We start from the raw sequence: 19,015 nt of genomic DNA, 5'->3' as shown, positions 1-19,015 counted from the left end.
TATGGGCTACGCTTCTACCTGCTGTTTTATTCGGACTCGCACATACATATCAAGGATATGACTTAGTTTCAAGCTTGGCTGCTTTTGGAGTTACATTTATAGGAGCATTATATTTCAGTTGGATGTATGCTGCTTGGAACTTTAACCTATGGGTTGTATTCGGGCTCCATTTTTTGATGAATGCTGCATGGGTCATATTTAATGTAACTGGAACAGAAGTGGCAGCAGGTGGCTTAATATCAAATATAGTTCGTATTGTAAGCATAGCTTTAGCAATTGGTATCACAATTTATTATCATAAGAAAAAAGGAGAGAACGTTTTTGATTATCCTATTTGGTCTTTTTAAATGACCACTATATATCATATTTCGGACTTTACATTCATTGTAGTGTAAAGTCCTTTTTTTATCCCATCAATACATATAAAGAAAGACCTAAAAAAAGACTTTTGCCCCTTATTTGTACTTTTTATCTGTAACTTGCAAATTTTCAGGGCTTAGAATTTTTGTATTAGAGAGCCGTGTTCCGTCTTTTCAATTTTTGGCGGGTTGTGGGGAGTTTTACAAAAATTGTGACTATCTTTGCATCTTAAAAGCCGGAGGACGGGAAAGCAATTTTTCAATCCTGACGATCGGGAAATTTCATATCATCCACCCATCGGCCAAACCCACCAACCGACAGAACGAATCATACTAAAAAAATACATCTCCCGTAATGGAAAACAATAGTCAAGCTACAGCAACACCTCAGGAGACCAAGGGCCTCAACTTTGTCGAGCAACTCGTACTGGAGGATCTCCAGTCTGGCAAGAACGGCGGACGCCTCAACACCCGTTTCCCGCCCGAACCCAACGGCTATCTTCATATCGGCCACGCCAAAGCAATCTGCATGGACTTCGGAATCGCCGAGAAATTCGGTGGCACATGCAACCTCCGCTTCGACGACACCAATCCGGTGAAGGAGGACGTCGAATACGTCGATTCAATCCGTGAGGACATCCACTGGCTCGGTTTCGACTGGGGTGACCGCGAATACTACGCCTCTGACTACTTCCAGCAGCTCTTCGACCTCGCAGTCCGTCTGATCAAGGAAGGCAAGGCATACGTCGATGACCAGAGCTCAGAGGAGATTGCCGCTCAGAAAGGCACTCCGACACAGCCCGGAACGGAAAGCCCCTACCGCAACCGCTCCGTAGAGGAAAACCTCGACCTTTTCATCCGCATGAACAACGGCGAGTTTGACGAGGGTTCGCGTGTGCTCCGTGCCAAGATCGACATGGCCAACCCCAACATGCACTTCCGCGATCCTATCATGTACCGTATCATCAAGACCCCCCACCACCGCACAGGCACTACGTGGAAGGTCTATCCCATGTATGACTTCGCCCACGGTCAGAGCGACTATTTCGAAGGCGTGACCCATTCGATCTGCACCCTTGAATTTACCGTTCACCGTCCCCTCTACGAATATTTCGTCAAGGAACTTGCCGACGAGACCTACTGCCCGCGTCAGATCGAGTTCAACCGCCTCAACCTCACCTACACCGTGATGTCGAAGCGCAAGCTCCTCCAGCTCGTCAAGGAAGGACTCGTGGCCGGATGGGACGATCCGCGAATGCCGACCATCTCCGGACTCCGCCGCCGTGGTTTCACACCGCGCTCCATCCGCAACTTCATCGATGCCATCGGCTACACGAAATATGAAGCTCTCAACAGCATCTCGCTTCTCGAACACGCCGTCCGCGACGATCTCAACAAGGTTGCTACACGCGGCATGGCCGTCATCAACCCCGTCAAGGTAATCATCACCAACTATCCTGAGGGACAGGTCGAGATGGTCGAGATGGAAAACAATCCTGAGGAAGAAGGAGCCGGCACACACCAGATGCCCTTCAGCCGCGAGATCTACATCGAGCGCGACGACTTCATGGAGAATCCTCCAAAGAAATTCTTCCGTCTTGCCCCTGAAGGCGAAGTGCGTCTCAAAGGTGCTTACATCATCAAGTGTACCGGTGTGAAGAAGGATGCCGACGGCAACATCGAGGAAATATACTGCACCTACGATCCCGACACCCGCAGCGGTCTCCCCGGCAGCGCACGCAAGGTAAAAGGTACACTCCACTGGGTATCGGCCGAACATGCCGTAGATGCTACCGCCCGCATCTACGACCGTCTGTTCAGTGTCGAGAACCCTGCAGCCGAACCCGACCGCGATTTCCGCGAAATGCTCAACCCCGATTCGCTCAAGGTAATCGACCACATCAAGGTTGAGCCCTATCTCGCCGAAATAGCCAAACCCGGACTGCCCCTCCAGTTCCAGCGTATCGGCTACTTCACTCTCGATCCCGATTCCAAGCCCGGCGCACTCGTATTCAACCGCACCATCGCGCTCAAGGACAGCTGGAAAGCGTGATTCGAGTATAAAGTATAGAGAAATAGATATCTGACGAATACGTCAGAATTAAATCGGTTGTAGGGCCTGCGCTTACGCCGGCGGAAGTTCAGGCATTTGTGATGATCAACCAATCATCCTGTATGAGTCGGCCGCCACAAGCGCGGGCCCTACGACCGGAAATCCTATATCTCTGACACAACCTTCCGAATAAAACCAATTCTGACGAAAAAATAACTAAATGGACGAACGCAACGACCGACGCGACCTATACGAAGAATTTGAATCCGAAGTGGTCAAACGCGGCAACACCGAAGCATTCTTCGACGAGAATGATCTCGTCGAGATCTTCGACTATGCCTCGGACTACGACAACTATATCGTCAAAATGGAAGTGCTTCTCTACGGAGCTGTTCACTATCCCAAAAGCGAAGCACTCGCCACACGCCGTGCTTGGCTCTACTATTCGTTTGGCGATGTTGAAGTCACCACTGAGGTCAATAATCGCGTCAGCCGTGAAGGTGTCCTCAACAAACTGTTAAGTCTGCGCGCGCGCAATGCCGATCTTTCCTTACCGCCTGAAGAACTGACCAAGGCTCTCAACGAAATTCTTGAAGCCACCGATGACTTCGAGGACGAGGAGATCATACAGTTCACGGACTATGCGATGGAAATGCACCTTGAGGACTGGCTGAAAGCCAACCGCAAGCGCATACAGGCCAAATGTTCCTATCCGCAGACCTTCCTCTACGAATTTGCCGACCGTTCTGAAGAAAACGACGATCTCGAAACAGCCATACAGCTTTTCGAGGAGCTGACCATGCTCGAACCCTTCACACTCGACTTCTGGCTGCGCCTCGCCACAGTCCAGATCAACAGTGAGGACTACGAGGGTGCTTTATCGTCGGCCGACTACGCTCTTGCCATCGACGCAGGCTCGATCATGGCCATGCGCATAAAAGGAGCGGCCCTCTACCGCTTGGAGCGCGGCCCGGAGGTTGTTGCCGAGCTTTACCGCAAAGTCATCGAGTCAAGCGAGGCAGAGGATACCGACGTATCAACCCTCGCCGCCGCCCTTATCGAATGCGGACGTCAGGAAGAGGCCATAGCCATGCTCTCGGCCTATCTCAAAGACCATATCCATTCGCGTCTCGTCATCGACGTGCTCCTCGTGCTCGACCGCCGTTATGCCGAACCGTATCTCCGCGCCCTCATGGCCACGGGACTTATCAGCGAGAAGGATGCCGTCGAATGGGCACGCGGCCACGTGGTTCACGGCCAGTTCTCCTCGGCTGCCACAGTCTGTCTGGTCTATGACGAGATCAACGGCTTTCAGAACGATATCCCCTTCGTGCTTGAAGTCTGCTACTTCGCGTTGAATTTCAGGGATGTCGTGAGGCTCTACCGCGAAAAGTCATCCATCATCGACTGGCCATATCTCCCCACCATCACCTTCCCTTACCTCATGAGCCTTGTCCGCCTCGGTCAGCGCGAAGAAGCTCTCTCGGAGGCGCAGGATATACTCAAGACCCTGCGGACCTACCGCCGGACCCACAGCAACACGGAACTCAGCTCGATGTTCCGTCTCACACCGGCCGCAACCGGATCAATGGTGATCGGATATATCGAAAACATCAAACGTATCATCCATTCCATGAAATCGCCGGACAATATTCCTGCCGACGAATTCGATCCTATGCTCATCTAAGCATAGCGGTCGCAATCTCGTCCCGCTATCGTCTCCACCCTCTCTCCTTCACCCCTCCTCTTCAAATCCTTTCTTATGCAGCTCCGACTGCCCTTTCCAATAACAAATTACGCCAATGGCCCTACGGGCTTAATCTAATATCCGAACTATAACCAATAAATTTTCCATATCAGATGAGATTAAATCTACACTATCTTTTCACAATGGCGGCACTATCCGTGACCTCCGCCATGGGCGCACAAAGCATCACCACATCGCCCGCCATCATCACCGAGAGCACCAAGGACATAACCATCACCTTCCACACCGACGGTGGAAACCAAGGGATGGTTGACGCAACCGAGTCAACCGAGGTCTATGCCCACACGGGTGTGATCACCAATCAGAGCGACGGCCAGTGGAAGAATGCTCCCACTTGGGGCGACAATTCCGCCAAGTACAAACTCACCTACACAGCCCCCTTCACTTGGGAGCTGAAGATCCCTGATATCCGCAGTTATTACGGCATCTCGGCCTCGGATGAGAGCATCGAACGTCTCGCATTCGTGTTCCGCAGCGCATCGGGCGACATGGAGTGTAAGACAGGTAACTGGGGCGATATCTTCGTACAGGTGTTCCCCGACAATTTCCCGGCGTCCAAGGCTGCTGACTATCCCGGCGGAAAGCCCCGGATGGGAGCTAACGTCAACGCCGACGGATCGGTCACCTTCTGTCTCGCCGCTCCCGGCAAGACCAATGTCGTGATGATGGGTTCATGGAACGACTACACTCCGGCCCCTGACTACGTCATGAATTATCAGGACTATGAAGGCGTCCGCTATTTCTGGCTGACACTCGACAACATTGAAAAAGGCAAGGACTATATATACTATTATAATATCGATGGCGCGATCAACGTCGGCGACCCCTACGCACATCTCGTGCTTGACGGAAGCAACGATTCCTACATTCCCGCCGAGGTGTTCCCCAATCTCCCCGCCTATCCCTCGAAACGCATCAGTGGTGTTCCCCTCGCGGTTTTCAATACCGAACGCGACAACTATGACTGGAAAGTGACCGATTTCAAGGGTGTAGCCCAGAGCGACCTCATCATCTACGAGCTCCTTATACGCGACTTTACCGGAACAGAGGGACAATCGCGGGGCGACGGCACGGTTCAGGGAGTCATCTCCAAACTCGACTACATCAAGAGTCTTGGTGTCAACGCCATCGAACTTCTTCCTATCATGGAGTTTGCCGGCAACAACTCATGGGGCTACAACACCAACTTCTACATGGCTCCTGACAAGGCTTACGGTACTCCTGACGATTACCGCGCGCTCATCGATGCCGCACATGAGAAGGGTCTCGCCGTGATCCTTGACATCGTGTTTAATCAGAGTGACGGCGGTCATCCGTGGTTCGGCATGATCCGTCGCAACATCACACCGTTCTACAACGGATCTGCACCCCACGCCTACAGTGTGCTCCGTGACTGGAATCAGGACTGCGCCCTCGTCCAGCAGCAGTGGCACGACGCTCTTGATTACTGGATGACCGCCTACAAGGTCGATGGTTTCCGCTTCGATCTCGTGAAGGGTCTTGGTGACAACGATTCATACGGCAATATGTATTATGCGGCCACTAATACGTGGGGCACTCCCAACGACAACAATACCAACCGTTTCAACGCTTCACGCGTGGCCCGCATGAAATCACTCCGCGACGGCATGATGCTCACCAACCCCAACGCATATTTCATCAACGAGAATCTTGCAGGAGCACAGGAAGAAAACGATATGGCACGCGACGGCGAGATCAACTGGGCCAACGTCAACTGGGCCTCACGCAACTACGTGAGCGGTACGGGCGACATGTCGCTCAGCCGATTCTATGCTCCGCAGGACGGCGACCGCCTCTGGGGATCGACTGTCAGCTATGCCGAAAGTCACGACGAGGAACGCGTGGCCTACAATATCACCAACGTCGGCTCTATCCTCAAAGGTAATTTCAGCGGCGCATGTCAGCGCATGGGTTCGCTGGCGGCTCAGATGCTCCTCTCGCCCGGCGCACACATGATCTGGCAATTTCAGGAGATGGCCAACCAGCAGACCACCAAAAACGGCAGTGACAACGATACTAACCCTAAAAAAGTGGATTGGACCTCGCTCAACACTTCGGCAGCTCGTCAGGGACTGGTCGCCACCTATCAGGCTCTTTGCGGTATCCGTGCTGACTACCCGGCACTTTTCCGTGAGACAGCGACAGCCGACGTCCAGCTCAGTTCAGCTAACGAACGCTACATATCCCTGACCGACGGAACGTCAGAAATTTATCTTGTGGTCAATCCTAAAGCTGAGAAACCCAACGTAACGGCTACAATTCCGTTCCCGAAAAATCCTGCTACCAACGAGACAGCTTTCCTTTCCGACACAAAGTATGAACTCCTCGCTGCAAGTGCCAACGTCACTCCCGCGTTCACTGCAACCGGAGTCACCCTCCCGGCCGGAGCATTTGCCGTCTATGCCAGCGGCCCCAAATCAGCCATAGATGCCATTACAGCCGATCAGACCGGCTGTCAGAAACCGGTTGTGGTCATTGACGGTGGCCGTGTGCGTGTACTCACCCCCTACACCTCGCTTTCCGTCTATACCCTTAGCGGTATGAGCCTCCCTGCTGACTCACAGCTCACCCCCGGAATCTACATCATACGCGTAGATTCTTCCGCCGTCAAAGTCGCAGTGATGTAATATAGAAATTTGAATACAAAATTATCCGCTCATTGATGATGGAGTTCTGCTCTCCATCATCAATGAGCGGATAATTCTTTCTAATATCAAATTATAACTAAACAGATCAAATATCAATAGTTTTATCGAACTCACGTTAATTAATTTTAACGAAGTTATGGATATTATGACGGTTGCGAAAAGACGCTTATTTCTTCCTTTTAAAGAATTTTATACGCTTTATAGTATGTCCTATGGCAAATGCTATCATTAAAAATCCTATTTTCCCATGAACGCCTCCTAATGGACTATGCTCATTTGATAGGAGCCAATGGATAAAAGTTGCTACACCTGATATGAAAGTAAGAATATACAACCACCAAAGTATGCGTGTCGGTACTTTAAGTTTGCTAAATTTTGTAAGCCACTTTTTCCATTGAAAATGGAGGTAAATATGCCATACAATAATACACATAAATGGTAGTGCCACGATGATATGGAAAACAACCGGGAAGAAACCACTACTTGATGTCGCTTCCAACTGTATGCTTGAGGCAAGGATAATTGGCAGTAGGACTGCTAATGTCCAGTCACATATCTTTATTTTTTTTGCTTTTGTCATAGCGCAAAATTACTTCTTTTGTTTTGATAATGAAAAATAGGAAACCTTTAAAATGTCGGAAGATTACAAAATGTCTTTCCGCTGTCAAAGTCGCAGTGATGTAAAGTTTTGCATTTCGGGATTTTTTTGTTAATTTTGCACCTTGATAGGGCAAATCAGCTTCATGAGAAGGCATTTGTCCTGAAAAATTGAAAATTTAACAACAACTGAATACATTTTAAGAAATGAAAATCAACAAGGAAGAGATCTCACCGGTAGATATCCGTCTTACCGTGACGATTGAAGAAAATGACTACAAGGACGATGTCACCAAGAAACTTAAAGAACTTGGTCGCACCCATGTAATCCCCGGATTCCGCAAGGGTCACGTTCCCTTCGGCGAACTCAAGCGTCGTTTCGGCAAGCAGATGACCAGCGATGTCATCAATGACACCGTATATCGTGCCGTGGTTGACTATATCACTGAAAACAATCTCCCCGTGATGGGTCATCCCGTACCCGTAGAGGTTAAGGAGGCTTTCGAGGAAGGCGATCAGGAATTCAAATATGACCTCGCCCTCGTTCCCCAGCTCAACATCAACCTCAGCAAGGAGGATCACTATCCCTTCTATGAAATCGAGGTGACCGACGAGATGATCAACGAGCAGGACAAGAACATGCGCAAGCGTTTCGGCAAGCAGGAGCCCGGTCAGGAAATGACCGAGGACGGTGTTGTCAAGGGCGCGCTCATGCAGCTCGACGAAAACGGCGAAGTAAGCCAGAACGAAGGTGCTATTCAGGTAACTGACGGCATCGTGTTCCCCCTCTACTTCAAGGACAAGGAAGAAACTGCCAAGTTCGCAGGCAAGAAGCCCGGCGACAAGGTCGTGTTCAATCCTTGGAAGGCAGCCGGTGGCGATGCAGGCGAACTCGCTTCAATGCTCCATGTCGATAAGGCTATCGCCGCCGACATCAAGGGCGACTTCGAGATGACAATCTCTGAAATCATCGTAAGCGTTCCCGCTGAACTCGGCGAGGAATACTACAAGACCGTGTTTGGTGAGGACAAGGTTCACAACGAAGAGGAATACCGCGAGGCCGTTAAGGAGATCATCTCCAACGAGCTTTCCCAGAACAGCCACATCCTCTTCCGCAACCAGTTCGACAAGGCCATGATGGAGAAGTATGGTGACATGACTCTCCCCGCAGAGACCATCAAGAAGCTCTTCTTCGCTGACGCAGAGAACGCCGACGAGGCTTACAACGCTCAGCAGAACGGCATCAAGCATGAGATCATCGAGAACAACCTCCTCAAGGAGCTTGATGTCAAGGTTGATGCCAACGAGGTTCTTGAAATGGCCAAGTATCTCACTGCCCGTCAGTTCGCACAGTACGGCATGGCAGGTATCGATGACGAAATCATCACCCGCTACGCTAAGGAGCAGCTTGAGAAGCCCGAAATCCGCAATCAGCTCACCCAGCAGGTGATCACTTCGAAGCTCTACGACACTATCGAGAACACCGTTACTCTCGACAAGCAGACCGTAAGCCTCGACGATTTCAAGAAAATCGCTCAGGAAGCCTAAGTGATACACACGCTTCGCTGATATATACATACAGCGATATCATAACCAAAAAGTAAAGTAGCGTCATGCGCAGACAGCGCATGTCGCGACTTTTTTTTTTTATTATATGCAAACCACAAACAGCCGGATGGACAAATGGATAATACACAAGCCGATTGATCGCATGGAATCCGGCCAGCACGGGCACAGACCCTTCAGTCGGAAATTTAATTACTTTGACAAAGGCACTACCGGTAAAAATGCGTAACTTTGCATCGTCAAAACCTAATGATCATCCCGATTCATAACTGACCTTTATATATGACACCCTCATCCCTCACACGCAAGGCCGGATTCTGGAAAGCCTATAAAACTGAATATAAGAACCTTTGGCGACTCGGTCTGCCAGTGCTCATCACTCAGGTAGGTATCATCGTCGTAAGTTTCGCGGACACCATGATGGTAGGGGCCTACGGAACGAACGAACTTGCCGCCGCCGCCTTCGTCAACTCCATATTTATGGTGGCCATAGTCATGCAGATAGGCTTCGCCGCAGGCATGACCCCTCTGATCGGTGCGCTCTACAGCCGTAAGGAGAACAATGAGGTAGGTGTCACGCTGCGTGGTGGACTCCAGATCAACATACTCGTATCGCTCGCCTTCACAGCCATAATGGCCTCGCTCTATTTCTTCCTCGACCGTTTCGGACAGCCGGAAGAACTTCTGCCGCTCATCCGCAGATACTATCTGATAGTACTCACGACGCTCCTGCCGATGGCAGTGTTCAACTGCTGTCAGCAGACCGCCAACGGCACAACCGACACTGCCACCCCAATGTGGATGATACTCGGAGCAAATGTGGTCAACATATTCGGAAACTATTGTTTCATCTACGGACACTTCGGAGCACCCGAACTCGGACTGGCGGGAGCAGGTCTGAGCACGATGATCGCCCGTTATCTCACCATGTTCGGTATCGTGACATTCTTACTTATCTCAAAACGCTACCGTCCTTACATAAAAGGTCTGCGTGAAGGGTCGGTCAATATCGGGGGAGTCCGCCGCAAAGTGTGGGTCACATCCTATCCGGTCATGATACAGAGTGGAGTCGAATGCTTCCTCTGGACTTTCGGAGCAATAGTCTCAGGATGGTTCGGCAAGATACAGCTTGCATCCTATCAGGTGGTCAACACCATAGCCCAGCTCGGTTTCATGACCTACATGAGCTTCGGAGTGGCAACATCCATCCGTGTGGCCAACTACAACGGCCTCGGCGACATAGCCGGAATGAACCGCATCACTTCTGCCGGACTGCATCTCAACATGCTCCTCGCCACTATCGCCTCCCTCGTCTTCCTGATCGGTGGCCGTCATCTCATCCATGCCTTCACCCCTGACCCGGAAGTCATCGCCACAGCTCTCACTCTCATTTTACCCCTCATACTCTATCAGTATGGCGATGCCGTACAGCTCACCTACGCCAACGCCCTACGAGGCACATCCGATGTGAAACCTCTCCTCTGGATTTCCATCGTGAGCTACATAATCGTGGGAGTGCCCCTCCTGCTGACGCTTGCAAAAGTTCTGGAACTTCAAAATATGGGTGTCTATTACAGTTTCTCCGGCGCACTGATCGTGGCTTCGGTTCTGCTCCATCGCGCTTTCCGGAAAGCCGTCGGGAAAAAAGAGCGTGAACTGGCCAGCCGTCAGTAAACCTGCAAAAGTGCATCCACAGGCATGAATAGGGCTGCATTGTCGCCTTAAAAGCGGCGGACTTTACATTTTTCATGTGGGCAGCACGACGACAAATGAAAAAAGTGCAGAATTTGCACACTTGTTTTTGTTAGAAAACGCTCAAAAATTCCTACCTTTGCACTTTCAAAAAGAGGGTGACCGATACGGTCAGGCCCAAACGCACACTCCAATAGCGAAGATTAAAGATTGTTAAAATTCATATAGTCAAGATTTCTTAAAAAATGGAATGGTTATTTGACCTAATCGGTCCCGGCCATACGGAGCTTGCGAGCACACTTGTGCTCTATTCCTTCGTCATCGCGGCGGGTATATTCCTCGGAAAGCTGAAGATCGGCGGGATCTCGCTCGGTGTCACTTTCGTGCTTTTCGTCGGAATCGTTATGGGCCACTTCGGTTACATCGTCAACACTGAAGTCCTGAAATTCGTGCGTGAATTCGGCCTTATTCTCTTCATTTTCGCCATCGGTATCCAAGTCGGTCCCGGTTTCTTCTCCTCGTTTAAAAAAGGAGGAGTGCTTCTCAACGGACTTGCAGTGCTCATCATCGCGCTCAACGTCGCAATCACACTGGCGATATTCTACATCGACGGCAACACCTCGATCACAGCCCTTGTCGGCGTGATGTCAGGTGCAGTTACCAATACCCCCGGTCTTGCAGCAGCGCAGCAGACAGCCGGAACAACCGAGGCCATCAACATCATGGCCATGGGCTATGCAGCTGCCTATCCGCTCGGTGTGATCGGTATCATCCTTTCGATGCTCGTGGTGAAAGCCATCTTCAAGATCCGCACCGAGGATGAGATCCGTGCCATCGAGGATGAGATCGAGGCTTCACAGCAGAAACCTCTCGTGGTGTCATTCGAAGTCACCAACAAACTGATCGACGGAAAGACCCTCCATGAACTCCACCAGATCCTCCACAGCGATTTCGTCGTGTCGCGTCTGATGGGTCAGGACGGCAAAGTGGTCATCCCGACATCCAAGACCCAGCTCCATGTAGGCGACAAGATATTCGTCGTGCTCGCACCTCAGGACGAGATGAAATTCCAAGGCGTGATCGGCCATGAAATCCAGATGGATCAGGCTGACTGGGAAGAGGTTCAGAGCCAGATCTTCTCGCGCCGTATCGTGGTCACCCAGAGTAAATACAACGGTGTGGCTCTCGGCGATCTCCGCCTCCACACAGCCTATCAGCTCAACTGTACACGCGTCAACCGTGCCGGCGTGGATCTTCTCGCTTCGCCCAACCTCCGTCTGCAGATGGGTGACCGTCTCGTCGTCGTGGGCGACCTCAACGACATCGAGCGTCTTGGCGTCCGTCTCGGCAACTCGATGAAGCGTCTCAACCACCCGAACCTCATCACAATCTTCGTCGGTATCCTCTTCGGTATCATCGTCGGCTCTATCAACGTAGGCTTCGGCATGAAACTCGGTCTCGCCGGAGGACCTCTCGTAGTGGCTATCCTCCTCAGCCGTTTCGGCTACAAATTCAAGCTCGTCACCTACACGTCGTCATCGGCCTCACTGCTCATGCGAGAGCTCGGCATCTGTCTGTTCCTCGCATCGGTGGGCATATCGTCAGGCCGCGGATTTGCCGAGACAGTGTTCAACACCACCGGTATGTGGTGGGTCATCTGGGGCTTCATCATCACCTTCGTGCCGCTGCTTATCGTGGGCTGCATCGCACGCGGAGTCTATAAGATCAACTTCCTCACCATCATGGGTCTTGTGTCGGGCGGATGCACCGATCCCCCTGCACTCGCCTACGCCAACAACTCAACCGGTTCAGACGCTCCCGCCGTGGCCTATTCTACGGTCTATCCTCTTACCATGTTCCTCCGAGTGGTGGCAGCTCAGGCACTCATCCTCTGTCTTTTCTGATTCATAAATTTCTAAGAATCTATTAGTTCAGATAAACAGTCAAAAATTCCCTCGCTTTTAACATTACAGCCGAGGGAATTTTTGTAATTTTGCACTCAAACTCATCATTATCCTAAAATAACCATGATTGATTCCCTTCCACCAATCAAAGTTTTCTCCGGGACAAAATCTCACTACATGGCAGAAGAAATCTGCCGTGATTTAGGCTGTAACCTCGGCAAAATGAACATCCAGTACTTTGCCGATGGTGAATTTGAAGTATCGTTCGAGGAATCCATCCGTGGCTGCGAGGTTTATCTCGTGCAGTCCACCTTCCCCAACACGGACAACCTCATGGAGCTTCTCCTCATGATCGATGCGGCAAAACGCGCATCAGCCGCCTCCATCATCGCTGTGATGCCCTACTTCGGATGGGCTCGTCAGGACCGCAAGGATAAGCCCCGCGTGTCAATCGCAGCCAAACTCGTGGCCGACCTCCTCACCACAGCAGGAGTCGATCGCGTCATCACCATGGACCTCCATGCCGACCAGATCCAAGGCTTCTTCGATATCCCCGTGGATCACCTCTACGCATCGTCGGTGTTCATCCCCTACATCCAGTCACTCAATCTTGAAAACCTCGTGATCGCATCGCCCGACGTCGGCGGAGCAAAGCGCGCCAACAGCTATGCGAAATATCTCAACGTGCCCCTCGTGCTCTGCCACAAGCAGCGCGCCAAGGCCAATGTCGTAGCCCAAATGACCGTCATCGGTGATGTCACTGACAAGGACGTGATCCTCATTGACGACATGGTCGATACCGCAGGAACAATCACTAAAGCCGCCGACCTCATGATGGCCAACGGTGCCCGTTCGGTGCGTGCCCTCTGCTCCCACGCCATCATGTCAGATCCCGCTTCGGAACGCATCGACAACTGCGCTCTTACCGAAATGATGTTCACCAACTCAATCCCCTTCAACAAGAACTGCAAGAAGGCTACAATCCTTTCGGTAGCACGACTCTTCGCCGATACCATCCGTCGTGTCCACACTCACGAATCCATTTCGTCACAGTATCTTATCAAATAAATAATATCACAGAGGGGACGGTGCGCCGAATCAATTTCACCAGCGCAACGTCCCCTCATTCATTTCCTCTCACTTTCACCTATCAGACATGAATCTAAACAACATCATGGCTACCATCCTCGCAGCCGGCACGCTCGCCGCATGTTCTGCAGGAGGCGAGACTGACACCGAGATCATCGACAAGCCCGATTTCAAATCGACCACAGGCGTGTTTGACCTCGATGCACTCGAAGCACTCGGCCGCGTATCGGCCGTCAGCGTATCGCCCGACACCCGCAAGGTGCTTTTCGGTATCTCTTACGAGAGCCTCGAACAGAACCGTTCCAACAATGACCTTTACGTCATGGATCCTGACGGATCGAACCTTGAGCGCATCACCCGCACTCCCAAATCGGAGGGCAATTTCACTTGGATCAACCAAGGCAAGCAGATAGCCTTCACCTACGCGGATGCCGACGGCAAAAACCAGCTTTGGGTAATGAACCCCGACGGCAGCGGCCGCAAGCAGGTCACAAGCCTTGAAAAAGGTATCGAGGGCTTCCTCTTCTCACCCGACGAGAAGAAAGTGGTGCTCATCTCACCCATCAAGTTCGCACGCGAGGCCAAGGACATCTATCCCGATCTTCCCAAGGCTACCGGTCGTGTGATCGACGACATGATGTATAAGCACTGGGACGAATGGGTGACTGAAATCCCCCACCCCTTCATCGGTGACTTCAACGGATCGAACGTCGATAACATCGAGGACATCATGGCCGACGAGCCTATGTATGAAGCCCCGATGCGTCCCTTCGGCGGCATCGAATCGTTCGCATGGTCACCCGACAGCCAGTCGCTCATCTATGTTTCGCGCAAAAAGACCGGCCGTGACTACGCCGTATCAACCAACTCTGACCTCTATCTCTACAATATAGCAGACAAGAGCACCCGCAACATCACTGAAGGCATGATGGGCTACGACACAGCTCCCGCCTATTCGCCCGACGGCAAGTATGTGGCTTGGCTCTCAATGGAGCGTGACGGCTATGAGGCTGACAAGAACCGCATTTTCCTGATGGACGTGACTTCAGGCGAAAAGACCGATCTCACTTCCGAGTGGGACTATACGGCTGACGCAATAGCTTGGAATCCCAACGGTAAGTCGATCTACTTCCTTGCAGCTAAGGATGGCGACGTCCCCGTATTCGCTATCGACATCACCACCAAGGAGGTCAAGGTAGTGGCTGACGGTGAATGTGACTACGCCGCTCTCGCTCCGCTCGACGAGGAATCCATCGTGACACTCCGCCACTCAATGCTCGCCCCCAACGAGGTGTGCATCGCAAAGGCAGGTGAGGTCAAGCAGATCTCCAACGTCAACACCGAACTCCTCGCATCGCTCAAGATGCCCCGCGTGGAGCGCAACATGGTGCCCACAACCGACGGCAAGCAGATGCTTGTCTGGGCTGTCTATCCGCAGGATTTCGACTCGACCAAGACCTATCCCTCGCTGCTCTACTGTCAGGGCGGTCCGCAAAGCGCGGTCAGCCAGTTCTGGAGCTACCGCTGGAATCTCGCCCTCATGGCTTCAAACGGCTATATCGTCATCGCTCCCAACCGTCGCGGTCTCCCCGGTTTCGGCACAGAATGGAACGCACAGATCTCCGGTGACTATCCCGGTCAGAACATGCGCGATTATCTCGCTGCCGTCGATTACATGAAGCAGTATTCCTTCATCGATCCTGCCCGTATCGGCTGCACAGGTGCAAGCTACGGCGGTTTCTCGACCTACTGGCTTGCCGGTAACCACGAGAAGCGTTTCGCCGCTTTCCTCGCCCATGCAGGTATCTTCAATATCGAGGCTCAGTATCTTGAGACAGAGGAAATGTGGTTTGCCAACTGGGATATGGGCGGAGGTGCCGACAAAGCTCCCGCCGATGTGACCACAGCTCCCGACTACGGTGCATACTGGAAGAAAGACAATGCAACCGCACAGCGCACGTTTGCAATGTCGCCCCATCGCTTTATCGACAAGTGGGACACTCCCATCATGATCAGCCACGGTGAGTTTGATTACCGTATCCTCTCATCGCAGGGCGAAATGGCGTTCAATGCCGCCAAGCTCCGCGGCATTCCCGCCGAAATGGTTATCTTCCCCGATGAGAACCACTGGATCCTGAAACCGCAGAATGCCGTGATGTGGCAGCGTCTGTTCTTCCGCTGGTTTGACAAGTGGCTCAAGCCCGAAGCAGCTGAAAAGCCTGCGGAATAATGGATTGATCATACCGTAACATCAACCATATTAAGCATGAGGATGCGCAGAAGGTGACAAACCTTTGTGCATCCTCATGTCAGTTTATATTGCCTTACATTTTGCCTGCGTTTTCATTATCGCACCCCTTCCGCATTTTTCCGATGCTAATTTTGCATCAAAAAAACGATACTATGAACACCACAAGCAAGAATATTCAACGGGGTAAGACAACGACAGGCAAGAAAACCAACTGGGACAAGCCGATTTCACGGGCTTTCTATGAGAAACTGCGCGCCAAGATAAAGGGGATAATAACGACTTTGGGATATGTGAGCGGCTACACTGACGAAATGATGAAAATGATTGACCGCTATCTCGTGTCGGGAGAATTACCGACACGGTATTACTGCGAGGAATACATCATGGCTCTTTTCTCCGCCCTGCGCTACGATGTGGATGAAGCTGTGCGACGATCCGCTGCCGCACGTCAGCGCGCGGCAGAACGCCGTGCCCGCAAAGAGGCACAGATCGCATCAGAGGATAAGGAATACGATAAGGAAAACGTGGAGGAAAAAGCCAATCCAACAACGGCTAAAGCCGACGGACAGGCCATGAGGGGTGAGCGTGTCACTGCTGTCCGTTGCGGCGACGCACCTGCTCGCGGAGTTCCGAAACCGTGCGCTCCTTCATCTCAGGCAGATGCCAGCCGTAGCGCAAGGCTCCCCAACGGAGCACGAGGATAGTGACCGAACATAGGAGCTCCTGAATCCACACGGATGCCCCGGCGATATCGGCAAGCCAATAGAACGCACCTCCGGCCAGACAGGCGGTAGCGTAGATGTCCTTACGGAAAAAGAGTGGCTCTTCATTCAGGAGCACATCACGGAGAATACCACCGAACGAACCTGTGATCATGCCCATTATTATAGCCACCCACATCGGATAACCGGCGGCGAGAGTCTTTTCGACACCTGTAATGACAAAGAGCGTCAGACCGACAGCATCAAACATGAAAAGGGCTTTGGAATCTGAAGTCAGCACCTTCGTGAAAGCAGCCACAATCAGGAAGGAAACGCCGGTGACAGCCAGATAGAGCCATGTCTGCATCCAAAAGACCGGTATGTCAAGCAGAAGGTCGCGGAGCGTTCCTCCGCCGATGGCGGTTATGACACCGATGGTATAGGCACCGAACCAGTCAAAGTGCTTTTTCGCGGCAAGACGTACACCGCTGACTCCGAAAGCCAGAGTGCCGAGGATCTCGATAATGAAGATGAATGTAGATTGTACCATTCGCGTAGTGGGGATACTTTCAATCTTGGAAACCGGGAAAAACGTGACCTTTCACAGACGGACACACCCCGGCCCTATCACTTTTCAGCAGAAGTATTTTTAGAATAGTAGCGGCAGACAGGCTTCAGACCGCAGTTCAGGCAGTCGGGACGACGAGCCTTGCAGACATAGCGTCCGTGGAGTATGAGCCAATGATGAGCCTTGGGGATAAGCTCCTCAGGAATATACTTCACAAGCTGCTTCTCGGTTGCAAGAGGAGTCTTGCTACCGGTGGTGAGCCCGATGCGCTCGCTGACACGGAACACATGGGTATCGACCGCCATAGTCGCCTGATTATAGACCACGGACAGAATCACGTTGGCCGTCTTGCGTCCCACGCCCGGCAGCGTCATGAGCAAGTCGATATCCGAAGGGACTTCACCCCCGAAATCCTCCACAAGCTTGCGGGCCATACCGCTAAGCGACCGGCTCTTATTGTTGGGATATGAACAGCTTTTGATGTACTCGTAGATCTCCTCTACGGAAGCTGCAGCCATCGCTTCAGGGGTGGGGAAAGCCTCAAAAAGCGGAGGCGTGATGATGTTGACCCTCTTGTCGGTACACTGGGCCGAGAGGATCACAGCTACGAGCAACTGATAGGGGTTGTCATAGTGAAGTTCGGTCTCGGCCACAGGCATAGTGGCCGAGAACCATTCGATCACGCGTGCAAAACGTTCCTTGACGGTCACAGGCTAATTATTTTGCATGGGGAAAATGATGAGTGCGGCTTACGCAGATGACAGATCACCTGATCAGTGAGCCGACTGGAACTGTTCGAGGAAGCGGACATCGTTCTCGGAGAACATGCGGAGGTCCTTGACCTGATACTTCAGGTTGGTGATACGCTCAACGCCCATTCCGAGTGCGAAACCGGTGTATTCCTTGGAGTCGATGCCACATGCTTCGAGCACATTGGGATCGACCATACCGCAACCGAGGATCTCGACCCAACCGGTGTGCTTGCAGAACGAGCAGCCCTTGCCTCCGCAGAGATTGCAGGAGATATCCATTTCGGCAGAGGGTTCGGTGAAGGGGAAGTAGCTCGGACGCAGACGGATCTTGGTCTCAGGGCCAAACATCTCCTGTGCGAAATAGAGGAGTGTCTGACGGAGATCGGCGAAGGATACGTTCTTATCCACGTAGAGAGCCTCGACCTGATGGAAGAAGCAGTGAGCACGTGCGGAGATGGCCTCGTTGCGATACACGCGTCCGGGGCAGATGATACGGATGGGGGGCTGAGTCTTTTCCATCACGCGGCTCTGCACGGATGAAGTGTGGGTGCGGAGAAGCACATCGGGATTACGCTGGATGAAGAAAGTGTCCTGCATGTCGCGTGCAGGATGATCCTCTGCGAAGTTGAGCGATGAGAACACGTGCCAGTCATCCTCGATCTCCGGACCTTCGGCAATGGTGAAGCCGAGACGCGAGAAGATGGAGACGATCTCGTTTCTCACGAGTGAGAGCGGATGGCGTGTGCCGAGGGGCATAGGAGCGGCCGTGCGGCTGAGATCAAGCTCGGATGCACCGGTATCAACATTTTCGAGAGCCTCGCGGAGTGCGGCGAGCTTCTCGGTCGCAAGGGTTTTAAGCTCATTGAGTTTCTGTCCGAGCTCACGTTTCTGCTCCGGAGCTACATTGCGGAAATCGGCCATGAGTTCCGACACTGCACCCTTCTTGCTAAGATATTTGATGCGGAGTGCTTCCACATCCTGCGGGGTCTTGGCTTCAAGAGCCTCAATTTCAGCTTTTAGCTGATTTATCTTGTCTATCATTTCTG

At 52.0% G+C, this 19,015-nt stretch carries 14 protein-coding genes; 10 read left to right on the top strand and 4 right to left on the bottom strand.

What is annotated here, in order from left to right; translation table 11 throughout:
- The 4 genes from K2G41_RS05255 to K2G41_RS05240 all read left to right on the top strand — a co-directional run.
- On the top strand, positions 1-347 hold a 347-nt coding region (locus tag K2G41_RS05255; protein ID WP_300115795.1), incomplete at its 5' end, for a CPBP family glutamic-type intramembrane protease.
- Positions 348-714: 367 nt separating this feature from the next.
- On the top strand, positions 715-2,412 hold the full coding sequence (locus tag K2G41_RS05250; RefSeq protein WP_300115771.1) for a glutamine--tRNA ligase/YqeY domain fusion protein: 1,698 nt from the start codon (positions 715-717) through the stop codon (positions 2,410-2,412).
- A gap of 220 nt (positions 2,413-2,632) precedes the next feature.
- Entirely contained in the window at positions 2,633-4,099 is a 1,467-nt protein-coding gene (locus K2G41_RS05245) for a hypothetical protein (protein ID WP_300115755.1), read from the top strand.
- 173 nt (positions 4,100-4,272) lie between these two features.
- Positions 4,273-6,828, top strand: a complete 2,556-nt coding sequence (locus tag K2G41_RS05240; RefSeq protein ID WP_300115753.1) for an alpha-amylase family glycosyl hydrolase — start codon at positions 4,273-4,275, stop codon at positions 6,826-6,828.
- Positions 6,829-7,015: 187 nt separating this feature from the next.
- Here K2G41_RS05240 and K2G41_RS05235 read toward each other — a convergent pair whose 3' ends face one another.
- Positions 7,016-7,429, bottom strand: coding sequence for a hypothetical protein (locus K2G41_RS05235; RefSeq protein WP_300115750.1), 414 nt, complete (start codon positions 7,427-7,429; stop codon positions 7,016-7,018).
- 224 nt (positions 7,430-7,653) lie between these two features.
- On the opposite strand from K2G41_RS05235, the gene K2G41_RS05230 reads away from it, so the two are divergent.
- The 6 genes from K2G41_RS05230 (at position 7,654) to K2G41_RS05205 (ending at position 16,652) form a co-directional block, all read left to right on the top strand.
- Complete coding sequence (locus tag K2G41_RS05230; RefSeq protein WP_300115747.1) at positions 7,654-8,994, top strand: trigger factor; 1,341 nt, start codon at positions 7,654-7,656, stop codon at positions 8,992-8,994.
- A 300-nt stretch (positions 8,995-9,294) separates the two neighbouring features.
- The gene (locus K2G41_RS05225; RefSeq protein ID WP_300115739.1) at positions 9,295-10,686 is read left to right on the top strand and encodes an MATE family efflux transporter; all 1,392 of its coding nucleotides are present in this window, start codon (positions 9,295-9,297) and stop codon (positions 10,684-10,686) included.
- 263 nt (positions 10,687-10,949) lie between these two features.
- Positions 10,950-12,608, top strand: a complete 1,659-nt coding sequence (locus K2G41_RS05220) for a putative transporter (protein ID WP_300115724.1) — start codon at positions 10,950-10,952, stop codon at positions 12,606-12,608.
- Between the two features lie 123 nt (positions 12,609-12,731).
- Positions 12,732-13,676, top strand: coding sequence for a ribose-phosphate pyrophosphokinase (locus tag K2G41_RS05215; protein ID WP_300115721.1), 945 nt, complete (start codon positions 12,732-12,734; stop codon positions 13,674-13,676).
- An 88-nt stretch (positions 13,677-13,764) separates the two neighbouring features.
- Complete coding sequence (locus tag K2G41_RS05210; protein ID WP_300115719.1) at positions 13,765-15,927, top strand: S9 family peptidase; 2,163 nt, start codon at positions 13,765-13,767, stop codon at positions 15,925-15,927.
- Positions 15,928-16,100: 173 nt separating this feature from the next.
- Positions 16,101-16,652, top strand: a complete 552-nt coding sequence (locus K2G41_RS05205; protein ID WP_300115713.1) for a hypothetical protein — start codon at positions 16,101-16,103, stop codon at positions 16,650-16,652.
- On the opposite strand, the gene K2G41_RS05200 is transcribed toward K2G41_RS05205, so the two are convergent.
- From K2G41_RS05200 to K2G41_RS05190, 3 genes are all read right to left on the bottom strand, one after another.
- Entirely contained in the window at positions 16,537-17,199 is a 663-nt protein-coding gene (locus K2G41_RS05200; protein ID WP_300115696.1) for a trimeric intracellular cation channel family protein, read from the bottom strand. The two genes, K2G41_RS05205 and K2G41_RS05200, sit on opposite strands and share 116 nt — an antisense overlap.
- Before the next feature lie 77 nt (positions 17,200-17,276).
- Positions 17,277-17,927, bottom strand: coding sequence for an endonuclease III (nth, locus tag K2G41_RS05195; RefSeq protein ID WP_300115693.1), 651 nt, complete (start codon positions 17,925-17,927; stop codon positions 17,277-17,279).
- A gap of 63 nt (positions 17,928-17,990) precedes the next feature.
- Positions 17,991-19,010: a phenylalanine--tRNA ligase subunit alpha gene (locus K2G41_RS05190; RefSeq protein WP_300115691.1), complete on the bottom strand. Its 1,020-nt coding sequence runs from the start codon at positions 19,008-19,010 to the stop codon at positions 17,991-17,993.
- Positions 19,011-19,015 lie beyond the last annotated feature (5 nt).

The organism is Duncaniella sp. (assembly GCF_029056165.1).
Lineage (GTDB): Bacteria > Bacteroidota > Bacteroidia > Bacteroidales > Muribaculaceae > Duncaniella.
This window is presented reverse-complemented; position numbering and strand designations above follow the sequence as displayed.